This window comes from Halobellus ordinarius (genome assembly GCF_031823395.1).
Taxonomy (GTDB): domain Archaea; phylum Halobacteriota; class Halobacteria; order Halobacteriales; family Haloferacaceae; genus Haloquadratum; species Haloquadratum ordinarius.
This window is the reverse complement of the sequence record NZ_JAVQKJ010000006.1, coordinates 91,595-104,939: the sequence shown is the minus strand read 5'-3', so window position 1 is coordinate 104,939 and position 13,345 is coordinate 91,595. Positions and strand designations below refer to the sequence as shown.

Here is a 13,345-nt window from a genome sequence, read left to right as displayed (position 1 = left end):
GGATTCCAGGACAACGGGCGAACGGCAAGGACGCGAGACGAAGGAACTCGAGGGCGCCGAACTTGAGGGCGCCGAATTCGATGGGTGATTGGGAACCGTTATCGGGACAGGTCGCCGGCAACCGCCACAGCGCGGTCGGTGGATCCTTCGACGACGACAGCCGTCGTCACACCGTCGTCGGTCCAGGCGGCGATCGCGCGGTCCTCGGCAGTCGTCACGGTGACCGTCTGCCCGTCGATCGTCGTGGTGGATGCGTTCTCCGACACGCGATCGAACCGGTCTGTGGCGGTGGTCGAGACGATGCTGACGTTGCCGTCATCGGTGACGTAGCGTTGGCCGACGATCGTCTCGTTCTGCCGGACAGTGACGCTGGCCTCCGCGAACGTTCCGTCCAGGCGGGGCAGCGTGAGATCAGTCGCCTGCTGGGCGGCCGCGAAGTCGTCGTACTGATCGTGTGTCGTCAGCGCGATCCGATTGTTCGGCGGTTCGAACGTACTCTCGTGGATCGAGACGTTGAATTCGGTCGATTGGACGGCGACAACAGTCCGGTTCGTTCCGTCGGTGGCGACCGCACGCACGACTCGGTAGTCGTCCTGGGCGACCCAAAGCGAGGTGGTAGCGTCCACCTCAGGGTGGGTGAGTTCGACCTCGTAGGTACTGATCCCGTCGACCGTCGGCGTCCCGACGAGCGTCGCCGACACGTTCGATCCGTTGAACTCCGGCGCTCCCTCGTGTGGGAGTTGTGCGTCGGATTCGTCCGGCACCACGGCCTCGCCGGTCGCAGGCGAGGAGAGGTCGGGAGCAGCGCCGGCTTCCACCGCCTCAACGGGCCACGCGGCCGAGTGGTTCGGACCGACGGCCCAGACAACCGACCCGTTCGAGCCCATCCGGTACGTCGTGCCGTCGTGGGTGACGATCGTTCGAGACCTGTTGTCGGCGGCGGCAGCGACTTCGACAGTCGCCGTCGTCGACGTGGTTTCGTTTTCGACTGTGACGCGCGCGGTGCTCGTCGCGGTCTCGGCTGACTCGTACCGCTGCTCGACGCGATCGAGGACCTCGTCGCCGGACGGTTGCTGAAGCGGCCCGAGCGCGCCCGTGACGGCTGCCGATCCCGCGAGAACGACCGCGAGTACCACCACGAGAACGCCCAGCAGGCCGCGACGTCCACCCAATCTCGGTAACATAACAGTCGATTAGGACTGGACAGTAAAGTGTGTTCTTGCTCTCCCACGCCCGCTGGCGGAAAACGCTCATACCCGTCGCCCCCCAAACGCGATCGAATGGCGCAGGCAGACACCGATGACGTGGTTACGCTGTCGAACGTGCGGAAGACCTATCGGCTCGGCGGCATCGTCGAAGCGCTGGCCGACGTGTCGCTGTCGTTGCCGAGAGGATCCTATACGGCGGTGATGGGCCCGAGCGGATCGGGGAAGAGCACGCTGTTGAATCTCGTGGGGGGCCTGGATACCCCAACGGAGGGCCAGGTCACCGTGGCGGGACAGGACCTCGCGGCAGCCAGCGAGACGGAGCGGGCGGCAGTTCGGGGCACGCAAGTCGGGTTCATCTTCCAGACGTTCAATCTGATGCCGCGGCTCACGGCGCTCGAGAACGTGACGATGCCGCTGGTGTTCGACGGCTGGGAGCGACCCCGCCGCCGTGAGCGCGCTCGAGCGCTGCTCTCGGACGTCGGATTGGGCGACCGACTCGACCACAAGCCGACGGAACTCAGCGGCGGACAACGGCAGCGGGTCGCCATCGCCCGCGCGCTGGCGCCGGACCCGGAGCTACTGCTTGCCGACGAGCCGACCGGCAACGTCGACACCGAGACTGGTGACCGAATTATGCGCCTGCTCGACGAGCTCCATACTGCCGGGAACACGATCCTGCTCGTGACGCACGAGCGACGGATAGCAGAGCGTGCAGAACGCATCGTCCACGTTCGGGACGGCAGTATCGAACGGACCGAGGAGCTGACCGACTGATGGATCCGCGTGAATCGTTCACGATCGCGGCCCGATCGATCCGATCACACAAACTGCGCTCGACGCTCACGGTGATCGGTGTCGTCATCGGGATCGCGTCGGTGGTCACCTTCGCGACGTTCGGGGCCAGCGTCGAGTCCGAGATCGTCGGGAGCATCGCCGATTCCGGGGCGAACAATATCTACGTGCTCGGACAGCCGGCCGACGAGGAGGGGTTCGAGCAGGCGCTCCAGCCCCTCTTCACCGAACACGATATCGACCGGCTGTCGGAGTTGGAGGGAGTCGAGGCCGTCATTCCGCGGGGGTCGATCCCGGCCAATTCGGTGAGTCACGGCGGCGATACGGTCTCGATCCAGCAGCTCACGGCGACGACACCGGCCGCCCTGACGAACGAAACGCTCGTCGCGGGACGGAGCTTCCACAGCGGCACAGACGAGGTGGTCCTCAATCGCGTCGCTGCGGAGACGACCTTCGAGGAAAACATCACAGCTGGTGACGAAATAACCGTTCGCCGGACCGGCGAGACGGTGAACCTGACGGTCGTTGGGGTCGTCAACGGGACCGCGGGCGAACTGCCCGTCGGCAACTTCGGCCCCCAGCCGCAGTTCTACGTGCCCGCGGACCCACATTATCAGGCCGTCGTCGAAAGCCCCGCCACGAACGCCAGACAGCGAGCGTATCCGCAGGTCACGGTCATCTCTGAGCCGGCCGAAACGCTGGCCGTCACCGAAGCGATCGAAACGTATCTGGCGGACGAATCTGACGCGCGGCAGCTTGCCCCCGCGGGCGTCGATCTGGTGGCGCGCACCAGCGGGGACTTCGCCGAGGAGATCAGCGACGTGATCGACCAGATCACCCGGTTCGTCACCGGGATCGCGGTGATCGCCCTGGTCGTCGGCGCGATCGGCATCGCCAACATTATGCTGGTCAGCGTCACCGAACGGACCCGCGAAATCGGGATTATGAAGGCCGTCGGGGCGCGGAACCGCGACGTGATGGAACTGTTTCTTCTCGAAGCGACGTTGCTGGGAGCCGGGGGCGCGCTGCTCGGACTCCCGCTGGGGCTCGTCGTCGGCTGGGCTGCGACCCGCTACGCCGAGGTCGGGTTCGCGTTCGCGCCGTACTGGACGGCGCTGGCCGTGCTCGTGGGAGTGCTCGTAGGCGTTGTCGCCGGGCTCTATCCCGCCTGGCGGGCGGCGCACGTCGACCCGATCGACGCTCTGCGGTACGAGTGATCATCGGGGAAGTTCCCCTACAGTGAATTCAGCGTACGGCCCGAGGGAGGTCAGATGACGTCGTCTGGCGCGTGTTCGTCTGCCATCCGCGTGGCTTCGGCGGCATACCGCTCCCGGAGTTCCGGTTCGTCGACCGGCCCCAGGTTGTCCGGGTCGGCGTCGACGGCGGCGGTCGTATCGCGAACGTCGGTAAAGGACGTCAGCGCCCGCTCCTTCCGGAAGTACTGCTCACCGTCGGTGGTGGCGTAGGTGAGGATGATGAGGTTCTGTTCGTCGTCGGAGTACGTTCGCTCGACCAGCCAGACGCGGACGGCGTCCGCTGAATTCTGTTTCATACTGGTCTCTTCGTCGGTGAACCGGAAGTGTGTGGTGGTGAGATAGCCGCTGACGACCCGCTTGTCGAGTCAGCACTTTGGGAGCTTTCGGGAAAGCTGCAAAATGCATCCGCCGGAGGCCACCACAAAGCGCTTACAGGACCGATCGAATTCTTCGGTACGCAGATGGTCCCTCCGTTCCTCACTACGAAGCCCCTCCAGGCGTGCAAGCTCCTCGGCGTGGTCACTACCGCCGCCGTCCTGTTCGGAATCGTCTTCGAGATTGTTCCGACCGAGAGCATCACAGTGCTGTTTTTCGTGCCGGTCGTCGCATTCGTGTTCGCGGTGGTGATCACCGCCGAGACAGTACTCGCTGGCTATCATGTCGTGCAAAATGGAACGTCGTTTGCGGAACGATTCTCAAGAGATCCGCTGTACGGCGTGGTTCGCATAGGGGAGTTCCTCTTTGCACTTCTGGCCGTCGGCGCGGTCGGTGTTATTCTCGTGTTGCTCCCCGACGGCCCAATGGCGGGACCGGGAGCGCTCGGCCTCTTCTACATACTCGTCGGTCTCAGCCTGCTGATTCTTTTCGGAAGCCTCGTTCGGTCGATCACCGAATACGTTCGACTCCGGCGAGGTAAGTCGACCTGAAAATCACCGAACAGGTTCGACTCCGGCGAGGTGAGTCGACCTGATAAATAGGAGCGAGGTCCGAGCGTTCACCTACGACGGTCACGTCAGAGACGTCGGTGATTCGCGCCGCTGTCGGTAGAGCAAATCCCTGTCGGACCGAGCGACGGGTATGGACGTCGCGTACATCTTTGCGACCGCCGGCCAGACCATCGACTACGTGCTCGGAGAGATGATCCTCCCGCAACTGGAGAACGACACCCACGGCGTCGACGTCGCCGGGATGTTCTTCTTCCACGACAACACGTACGCGCTACGGGAGGGCGATCCGCTCGGCGACCGACTCGCCACAGTCGCTGCCGAGCGGGACATCCTGCTGATGCTCTGTGACCAGTGTGCGACGAAGCGTGGACTCGCGGAGTTCGATCACACCGACGACGCGGGCCGCGATCAGTACGAGCCGGTCGGGACCGTCGAGAACGCTACCGTCGGCTGCTTCCCCGACCTCTATGCGGCGCTCGGGGAAGACGGCGTAGATAACGTCATTACCCTATAGGTGCCAGCCAGCTATGCGCCGGGCGCGTAGTCCTCGTGGATGCGATCCATCCGGGCGGCCATCACGAAGTCCGCGTGATGCAGACCGTCGATCTTGTGTGTCCACATTTCGACGACCACCTCACCCCACGCCAGGTGGATGTCGGGGTGGTGCCATTCCGCTTCTGCGAGTTCGCCGATCTCGTAGGTGAACTCCAGGGCGTCCCGGAAATCCTCGAACTCGTAGCTCCCTTCCAGGTGGTGCCCGTCGACGACGTCCCAGACGTCGGTATCGATCTGTTCGTACAGCGACGTCAACTCGTCGCCGGCGAGTGGTTCGTCGTCGCTCGTGCATGCCTCACACTCCTGGTCTGCCAGGGCCTTCTCCGTCATACACGACAGATGGTTTTGGAGTCGGTTGAGTCTTTCCTCCGGACGAGTTGCTCCAGGTAATAAGATATTTATATAAATTTTCTGTATAGTAGATATTGTTGTCTTTTTAGTCTCTGATGACAGTATGGTGGAGTTCGAAAATGAATAGAGCCAAAAAAATCGAGTAATAACGATTAGTATGGGGTGTTTATCCAGATTCTGAGCTCTACTCCCGGTTTCGATTCATATCCCAATTATTATTCACTATCTGTTATATTAGTATTATATTCAAACTTCGAAAACTTCCGCAGAAGCCAGTTGTCAGTCGAATCGGTCCGCACTGAACAATCCGATATCCAGGTCCGATTCCCCGGAAATGGCCAGACTGGCGAGAATCTCTCCGATAGCGCTCGCGTATTTGTACCCGTGTCCGGAGAACCCCGCGCCGACGGTGATGTCCGATCGGTCGGGAAGCGTATCGACGATGAAGTGGTTGTCCGGCGTATTTGTGAACAGACACGTGGCGAGTTGCATCGTCGGGCCCGCGCCCTCGGGGAACGTGTTCTCGGCGTACGACCGGAGGAGGTCTTCGTCGTCCTGATTCGGCGTTCTGTCCATCTCGTCGGGGTCGACAGTGTTCCCGAAGTGGTTGAACTTCCCGAGTTTGAATCCCGGCACGTCGTGTTCGGGGAACCCGTAGTAGTGGTCTGCTTCCGTGCCGTGAACGAAGACCGGGAAGTTATCCGGCGCGAACAGGTCCGGATCAGACGTCCCGAACCACGCGAGTGCCTGCCGGACGGGCACCGCGTACGCCTCAAACTCGGGCAGGAACTCGCTCGTCCACGCGCCTGCAGTGACGACAAGCTTGTCGGCTTCGTACGTGCCCCGTGATGTGGAGACACGGATGTCTCCGTCTGATTGGGTAGTGAAGTCCTCGACAGGTTCACGGGCGCGGATTTCGGCACCCGCTGCGCGTGCCGCCTCGACGTGGGCGATGATACCCTGCTCGGGGACCAGAAACCCGCTCTCCGCTTGGTATACCGCGCGGTGGTTCTCGGGAATCCCGTACCCGGGGAATCGCTCGTTTACTTCGTCACCGGTGAGGATCTCGTGGTCGATATCGTGTTCTTCACAGGACTGTCGGGAGCCCGTAAACACGGTACTATCCGGTGGGCCGGCGTCGATACCGCCCGTGATGTGGAGCAGGTCCCGTCCGGTCTCCGATTCGAGTTCCCGCCAGTTCTCGTAGGCACGTTCGACGAGCGGGAGATACGCGGGATCTTCCGAGGGCGCCCGCCGGATGATTCGCGTGATCCCGTGGGACGAGCCCATCCCGTGCGGGATGTCGTACCGTTCGAGAGCGAGCGTGTCGATGCCCCGGTCCGCCAGGTGATACGCCGCTGCGCTACCCATTCCGCCGACGCCGATCACGATCACATCGTAGTGGTCTGACATAGTGAGAGATATCTACTTCTTCGATTTGGGCTCTTTCTGCTGAGATTTGTACCTGCTGATTCGACGCATCAGTACGGCTTGGTGAAGTACGGCTCCGAGAACAGCCGCAGCGTCTGGCCGAGATCCGCTTCCCGGGCGTTCTCGTAGACGTGGCTGGCCCAGGCGACGTCCTCCATCGGCAGTCCCGGCGCGAACAGGATCGAGGTTCCGTCGGTCGACGCCGTATCGTCTTCACCGACGAGTTCGTGAAGCGCTCTGAGATCCGCGCGATCGATATCGAGTCCCACGCCGTACTCCACCGCTGCGCCGATCGCGTTGAAGATCTGCCAGTCGACCTGGTTGGCGAACTCCAAGGTGTTCTGCGGAATGTCGCAGAAGATCCGGTCCGAGTCGAACGCCGAAAGCGGCATCCGGAGGTCGCCCAGTGGGATCACCAGTGAATCTTCCTCCAACCACGAGGGGTCGATTTTCGGCGGCGGAGACGCGGTCGTGGCGACCACTGTCACGTCGGCGCCAGTCACCGCCTCGGCGGTCGAATCGATCGGCGTGATCTCGGCGTCGACGTCGTCTCGCATCTCGGCTGCGAAGGCTTCAGCCTTCGATCGTTCGGGGTGGACGATTCGGAGTTCCTCAAGCGAGGAAAGCGCCTCGTCCAGCGCGAGTGCCGACGTCTGTCCGATCACGCCAGGACCAATGATCGTCGCGACGCGAGCACGGTCGCCCTGAATCTGCTTCGCGCCGATCCCGGCGACAGCACCGGTCCGCATCGAACTGATCACTTGCCCGTCGGTCAGGAACAGTGGCCGGCCGCTCGCGGGGTCGTTGAGCGTGATCGTGTGCAGCGAGCGGGGCAAGCCGTACTCGTCGGGATTCGTGACGTTCGATCCGTACCACTTGATCCCCATCTTGCGGATGTCGCCGCCGACGTAGGCTGGCATCGCGCTGAACCGCCGGTCGGGACCGCCACCCAGGTCTTCGCCCTCCAGTTCCCCCGGGAAGGTTGTGACGTGGCCGTGCATATGCTGCCCGGCATCACCCATCGCGACCCGGTTGTGGTTGTACAGGTCGAACGCGTATTCGATCGTCTCCACGCAGGGTACCATCGCTGCGGCGCCCGCCTCGACTGCACCCTCCTGTGGTAGGAACGTCAGTTCTAGCGGCTGATTGTCAGGCATCATCAACCGTTCCGTAGCAAAACCATATATTTGTTGGGGTCGCATCCAAAATATGTATGTTCGACTCAGAACCGCCGCACTGAACGACCACGTGTCGAGGATGACGATGTTCGAGGCTGCGAAAGACAGGTGAGAGCAGTTTGGAGCGTAGCAGCCATTACGTTCCGCAAAGATCTCGGTCAGCACTCCGAAGATACGACGCGAAAAAGATCGGTCCCCCGCCCTTGGGAACCCACAAACGGATGCCGTTATCGAACGAGCGAAAGCGACTGATACTGATTACTCTCGTCTCTTCCCGTCGAGCGCCATCCCTGTTGGCGGCGCTCGGCGGGAAACAGTGAGAGTAATCAGTATGAGAGGTCTCGAAAGACCCTGGGCCCAAACCGTTCAGACGAACTCGAACTCGCTGATGCCGGTCGACGATCCGGTTCTGTGGATGCGCTCCGCGAGCGCGATGTCGAGTGCGCCTAGGCCGATCGGGACGAACAGCGTGAAATCGTCGGCAGTGATCTCGCCTTCGTACCCCTCGGTGAGAACCGACCCGATCGTGGTGTCGATGTCGTCCTCCGTCAAAACGCCTCTCTCAACGGCATCGGCGAGACTGCCCCGCTGCAGACACTGCTCTACCTGATCGACGACGATGTGGTCCGTCGCGAGGATGGCATCGTCCGGCAGTTCCCGATACGATCCCAGCGCGATGACGAACGCCGCATCGTCGAGCCACTCGGCCTCGAGAACGGGCGTCTTGGAATCTGTGACAGTAATCACAGCCTCCTGTCCGGCCGCCTCGGCGGGGGAGTCGGTGACGACGATTTCGGCGTCGGTTTCCGGGTTCAGGTCCGCTGCAAACTCGTGTGCAGCGTCCGGGTCGACGTCGTAGACGCGAAACTCGTCGATATCGAGGAGACTATCGATCGTCGACACCTGAAATCCGGCCTGGAATCCCGCGCCGAACACGCCGATCGTCGACGGAGCCTCCGCGGCGAGATGCTCGAGGCCCACGACGGACTGTAAGGCAGTCCGTACACCTGTCACGTACATCCCCTCCATCACCGCGGTGAACGTCCCCGCGTCGAGGTCGAAGAGGAGAATCTGCGAACTGATCGGGACCGCCGCATCGAGATCCCAGGTCGCGACGGCCCACTTCATCCCCGCGACGTCGAGCCAGTCCACGTACGCGGGCATATCGATCGAGAACGCGTTGTGGTGCGGCCATTCCCCGTCGTCCCCCATATGCATCGTGAGTTTCGGCGGATTCAGGACTCGGTCGCGGGCGAGTTCGGTGTACGTCTGTTCGACGGCAGCGAGCGAGTCGGCGAGGTCCAGATGAGTACGGATGTCCTCTTTCGCGTATAGTTTGGTAGCCATTGTCTATCAGTTGGTCGGCGGCATCGCCGGAGTAGCGTTCATTTCGGTCGGGCAGTTCCTTCAGTACGGCAACGGACTTCGGGACGACAGTGTCAGTCGACCGGGTTCACGGATCTGTTCGGTACACCACCTTCTCGTGGGTGTAGAACTCGTAGGCGCGCTGCCCCATCTCTTTCTGTCGTTCCGACGAGGACGCCTTCATCCCGCCGAAGGGCATCTGGATCTGTGATCCGGTCGTCGTCCCGTTGACTTTGATCACGCCGACCTCGACCTGCTCTGTGAACTGCCGCGCAGCGGCCATATCCGACGTGAAGATGCTTGCCGAGAGCCCGAAGGCGACGTCGTTGGCGACGGTGACGGCTTCCGCGAAGTCCCCGACTTCCATCACCGAAAGCACGGGACCGAACACCTCCTCTTGGGCGATCTGCATCTCGGATTCCACGTCGCCGAAGACGGTGGGCTCGATGAAGTAGCCCGAATCGAGGCCCGTCGGGCGACCCCCGCCGGTCAGGAGCGTCGCGCCGTCGTCTGCGGCGACGTCGACGTACTCGAAGTTGGTTTCGTCCTGATCGGCAGAGACTGCCGGGCCCATATCCGGATCGTCCATCCCGGGGCCGACCGACAGCGACTCCGCGCGGTCGACGACTGCCTCGGTCACCTCCTCGGCGACGTCCTCGTGAACGATCAGACGGCTCGTCGCGGTACAGGCCTGGCCGGTCAGCCCGAACGCGCCGGCGGTCGCAGCGTCGGCGGCCGCCTCGATGTCTGCGTCGGGCAGCACCACGAGCGGGTTCTTGCCGCCCATCTCGGTCTGGACCGGAATCCCGCGGTCGGCCACCGACTCGGCGATGTGCTGGCCGGTCCCCGTCGAGCCGGTAAAGGAGATGCCGTCGATGCGCTCGTTGGTCGTGACCTCGTCACCGACGGTCGATCCCGATCCGACGACCAGATTCAGTACGCCGTCCGGCAAGCCGGCCGCTTCGACCAGTTCGACCAGCCGTTTTGCGATCATCGGAGTCTCCGAGGAGGGCTTGAATACCACCGTATTGCCGGTCGCAAGCGCCGTTGCGAGCTTCCACGACGGTGTCGCGATGGGGAAGTTCCACGGGGTGACGAGCGCGACGACACCCAGCGGCTCCCGGAACGTGTAGGTGAACGTCTCGGGATCGCTCGACGGCACCGTATCGCCGGTCGCCGTCCGGGCATAGCTGGCGATATAGCGGAAGAGCTCCGCGGCTCTGGACACTTCGGCGCGGCTCGACGAGATCGGTTTGCCCTCCTCGCGGGTGAGCGTCGCCGCGAGTTCATCCAGGTTGTCCTCGATTCGGTCGGCGACGTCGTAGAGGATCGTATCGCGCTCGTCCGGGGTGGTCGCCGCCCACTGGTCGCTTGCGGCATCGGCGGCCTCAACCGCCGATCTGGCCTGGTTTCTGTCCGCCTGCGGGAACGAGATGACGGGGTCGTCGGGTGCCGCCGGATCACGAACCGTCATCGTCTCGTCGCTCTCGCCCTCGGTCCACTCGCCGTCGATGTACTGGTACTGTGTGTCTGTCATTTTATGTCAGTAGTTTGTCTGCAGTTACGAACGGTCCCTCGACGCGGCCGCTTACTCGTTGATGTCGAACCCTGCGCCGCGATAGGAGCCCTCGAACTCCGGAGCCAGGATGTCGCTACTGTACTCGAAGATATCGCGCCACACTGGCTCTTCGATTTCGACGCCGTCGTTCAACAGTTTCTCGACGCGGGGACCGACGGTACTCGGATGGAACGTCTCGGTGAACTCGGTCTCGCGGGTTTCGAGGAACTCCTCGGCGGTGTTCTGTGCCCCCCCAGCGTACCGCGGATGATCGGGATCGATACAGATCGTGACGAACCCGGATTCGTCGTCGAGTTCGGAGCGTGAGGAGGCTTCCAGCGAACTCCGCAGGAGCATCGTTAGCAGGTGTTCCTCGGCGGCGAGTTGCTCGTCGACAGCGGTGGTCAGAAGCGACTGAACCAGCGGGCTCTGCCGTCGCTGGTGCAGCCCCGCGTCGACGATTTTCGTGATCTCGGTTTGGGTCACCGACGGCTCGTCGAGTGTTTTCTCGACCACGGTTGGGTACGGTTCCTCCGGAACGCCGAGGATGGTGCCCGATCCCTTCTCGTCAGCGTACAGTGTCAGCGCCACGTATCCACGCTTCCCTGCCCGGTAAGCCTGGTGTCCGAGCGCATCCAGCGTATCGTCGCCGGCAGCGGTGCTCGTACACGCGATGCCGAGCCCGTTCTGTTCCGCCAGCGAACAGCTCAGGTCCACAGTGGGGTTGGCCGAGACGATACTCGGCTGGGCGCCGCTGTCGACGACGGAGATTTCGGCACCGTCCTCGTCGATCGACAGGCACGATCGATCGAATTCGTCGAGATCGTCTAACAGGCCGTGGAGCGTCGATAGCCCGGTCCCCCGGTAGGCTTCCATCCACCAGACCGTTTCGGCGTTCGCCCGGGCGGGGCCCTGGTCGAAGCCCGCCACGTAGAAACACCGTTCGGCGAGCTGTAGCACCTCTCGAATGCTCAGATGCATCAGTTCTCCCTCCATGTGTCGGCTCGCTGTGGTTTCTCGGGATACAGCCAGTACGATTCGTCGCCGTGTTTGATATCGACCGGGAGCGGCGCCCCCTGGAAGAACGTTCCACGCACCCAGCCCTCGGATTTGGGGTGCGCCTTCTGGATTCCCCAGATCGCTTTGAGACACGAGATCAGGGACAACGGGACGAAATCCCTGCCGAGTGGGTTCGCCCGGACCTCCGCGTACGGGAGGTTGTGGACGGTCTGAACGCGTTCGACGATGCTCCGGTGTTCCGGATGCTGAAGCAGGAACTCCGCGACTGTATCGGTCGCATCGAACGCCTGCAGATCGAGTTCGAGGCGCTGGACCTGCCGTGCGATGTCGACCGGCAACCCGTACTCCTCGTACTCGTGTTCGCCCCTGATCCCGAGGCGCGGCTCCTCGCTGTCGATGGAGCGATACCAGAAGTACCGCTGGGTGCCCGGTTCGGTCAGATCGATGTCGAGGGCCCACTGGTAGCTCGAGAGGATCTGCGACTCGAGTCTGTCGAGCGTCATCCCGGGAACAATATCACTTTGCTCTTTGATCGTCAGCGTGTTCTCCAGGCCCTGAGAGACTTCCGGGTACACGTCGAGCAACAGGGAGTGCAACACCTCCTGTGTCTCCATCTCGAGTGCCTCGTCGGCCCACGAACAGAGGTCGGCCCAGAGCGTCGGTTCACCGGCGGCCTCCTCTCTGGCTGCGAGTCGTTCGTCGATCCGGGTCAGTCCGTCGGCGATCAGATCCTTCGACTGGAAGAACTCCTTGGTCTCGCTTTCGTCCTCCCGGAACCACCGCGTCGCGTCCGCGAGCAGGCTCTCGAACTGACGGATCTCGTCTGTCGTCGGTTCGATCGTCTTCACTCGGGCGAGGGCGACTTCCCGGGCCCGAATCCAGGTGTGGATCAGTTGGGGGTGGTTGATGACGTAGTGGATGATGCCGATCCCGGAGGAGTTGCCGGTCCCGAGGTAGCGCTTGATCTCGTAATCCAGTGAGGCCGCGTCCGCACTCCGAGACGCCGCCATCTCCTCGGCGACGTCGAAGCCGTAGATGCGGAGCATCCAGATCGTGAGCATCTGCGCCATATACGGCCCACTCAGCGGATGGTCGTCGTCCATCGCTTTGAACTCCTTCGTCCCGTTGAGTCCGTTCCCGTAGTACCCCGACGAGCGCGTGAGATACCCGCCTTTCGCCAGCCGGTCGATGTCCGGCTGATGGCCGGCCGCAAGCGACTCGACGACGTGATCGAAAACGCGGGTACTCCGGTTGCCGCGCACCCAGATGAGGATATCCGACGTCGCGCGTCCCTCCCGGACTTTCGGCAGCTCTTCGTACTGGGACTCCATCAGCTCCTCTGTCGGCTCTCCCTCACAGAGGAACCCCCACATATCCCAGTCCTCGGCGACGATCCGGCCGGTGTGGTCGCCCTCCCCGGCTTCGTGTGAGAAGACACAAAACGAGAATCGGCGGTCCGGCGTTTCGATGCTATACACGGCACGACCGACACCGTGCTCGTCGTAGCCGCCCTCGGCGCGCTCGATCTCCCACTCTTCGCGCGTCATCTTGTCGATCAGGAGACGCGCGAAACTCAGCCGCGTCTGCTTGAGGGAGGCGAGCCGCTCCGGTTGCATCAGTTCTGTCGCGTCCCGGAGCGGTCCCGCCTCGAATCTATCCATTTCTCTATTCACTGGCATTCATA

The 13,345-nt window shown here is 62.7% G+C and carries 13 protein-coding genes; 4 read left to right on the top strand and 9 right to left on the bottom strand.

All coding sequences use genetic code 11. The features are described from left to right. Nucleotides 1-98: 98 nt before the first annotated feature. Entirely contained in the window at nucleotides 99-1,184 is a 1,086-nt protein-coding gene (locus RJT48_RS09645) for a hypothetical protein (protein WP_311172072.1), read from the bottom strand. A 96-nt stretch (nucleotides 1,185-1,280) separates the two neighbouring features. Here RJT48_RS09645 and RJT48_RS09640 point away from each other — a divergent pair, with 96 nt between their 5' ends. Together RJT48_RS09640 and RJT48_RS09635 are read left to right on the top strand one after the other, a co-directional pair. Further along, nucleotides 1,281-1,982, top strand: a complete 702-nt coding sequence (locus RJT48_RS09640) for an ABC transporter ATP-binding protein (protein WP_311172071.1) — start codon at nucleotides 1,281-1,283, stop codon at nucleotides 1,980-1,982. Further along, nucleotides 1,982-3,217, top strand: a complete 1,236-nt coding sequence (locus tag RJT48_RS09635) for an ABC transporter permease (protein WP_311172070.1) — start codon at nucleotides 1,982-1,984, stop codon at nucleotides 3,215-3,217. Before RJT48_RS09640 ends, RJT48_RS09635 begins: the two co-directional genes overlap by 1 nt. Before the next feature lie 50 nt (nucleotides 3,218-3,267). Here RJT48_RS09635 and RJT48_RS09630 read toward each other — a convergent pair whose 3' ends face one another. Beyond that, nucleotides 3,268-3,552, bottom strand: a complete 285-nt coding sequence (locus RJT48_RS09630; RefSeq protein WP_311172069.1) for a DUF7967 family protein — start codon at nucleotides 3,550-3,552, stop codon at nucleotides 3,268-3,270. 27 nt (nucleotides 3,553-3,579) lie between these two features. Here RJT48_RS09630 and RJT48_RS09625 point away from each other — a divergent pair, with 27 nt between their 5' ends. Further along, nucleotides 3,580-4,182, top strand: coding sequence for a hypothetical protein (locus tag RJT48_RS09625; protein ID WP_311172068.1), 603 nt, complete (start codon nucleotides 3,580-3,582; stop codon nucleotides 4,180-4,182). A 151-nt stretch (nucleotides 4,183-4,333) separates the two neighbouring features. After that, nucleotides 4,334-4,717 carry a SaoD/DsrE family protein gene (locus tag RJT48_RS09620; protein ID WP_311172067.1) on the top strand — a complete coding sequence of 128 codons (384 nt, stop codon included), beginning with the start codon at nucleotides 4,334-4,336 and terminating at the stop codon, nucleotides 4,715-4,717. 11 nt (nucleotides 4,718-4,728) lie between these two features. Here RJT48_RS09620 and RJT48_RS09615 read toward each other — a convergent pair whose 3' ends face one another. The 7 genes from RJT48_RS09615 to RJT48_RS09585 form a co-directional block, all read right to left on the bottom strand. Beyond that, nucleotides 4,729-5,088, bottom strand: a complete 360-nt coding sequence (locus RJT48_RS09615) for a 4a-hydroxytetrahydrobiopterin dehydratase (protein ID WP_311172066.1) — start codon at nucleotides 5,086-5,088, stop codon at nucleotides 4,729-4,731. Between the two features lie 300 nt (nucleotides 5,089-5,388). Beyond that, the gene (solA, locus tag RJT48_RS09610; protein ID WP_311172065.1) at nucleotides 5,389-6,522 is read right to left on the bottom strand and encodes an N-methyl-L-tryptophan oxidase; all 1,134 of its coding nucleotides are present in this window, start codon (nucleotides 6,520-6,522) and stop codon (nucleotides 5,389-5,391) included. A 68-nt stretch (nucleotides 6,523-6,590) separates the two neighbouring features. After that, nucleotides 6,591-7,697: a Rossmann-fold NAD(P)-binding domain-containing protein gene (locus RJT48_RS09605; protein ID WP_311172064.1), complete on the bottom strand. Its 1,107-nt coding sequence runs from the start codon at nucleotides 7,695-7,697 to the stop codon at nucleotides 6,591-6,593. 387 nt (nucleotides 7,698-8,084) lie between these two features. Then, on the bottom strand, nucleotides 8,085-9,065 hold the full coding sequence (locus RJT48_RS09600; protein ID WP_311172063.1) for an ornithine cyclodeaminase family protein: 981 nt from the start codon (nucleotides 9,063-9,065) through the stop codon (nucleotides 8,085-8,087). 106 nt (nucleotides 9,066-9,171) lie between these two features. Beyond that, nucleotides 9,172-10,620, bottom strand: a complete 1,449-nt coding sequence (locus tag RJT48_RS09595) for an aldehyde dehydrogenase family protein (protein ID WP_311172062.1) — start codon at nucleotides 10,618-10,620, stop codon at nucleotides 9,172-9,174. Between the two features lie 51 nt (nucleotides 10,621-10,671). After that, nucleotides 10,672-11,622: a hypothetical protein gene (locus RJT48_RS09590; RefSeq protein WP_311172061.1), complete on the bottom strand. Its 951-nt coding sequence runs from the start codon at nucleotides 11,620-11,622 to the stop codon at nucleotides 10,672-10,674. Further along, the gene (locus RJT48_RS09585; protein WP_311172060.1) at nucleotides 11,622-13,340 is read right to left on the bottom strand and encodes a hypothetical protein; all 1,719 of its coding nucleotides are present in this window, start codon (nucleotides 13,338-13,340) and stop codon (nucleotides 11,622-11,624) included. The genes RJT48_RS09590 and RJT48_RS09585 overlap by 1 nt, the downstream gene beginning before the upstream one ends. Between the last annotated feature and the right edge of the window lie 5 nt (nucleotides 13,341-13,345).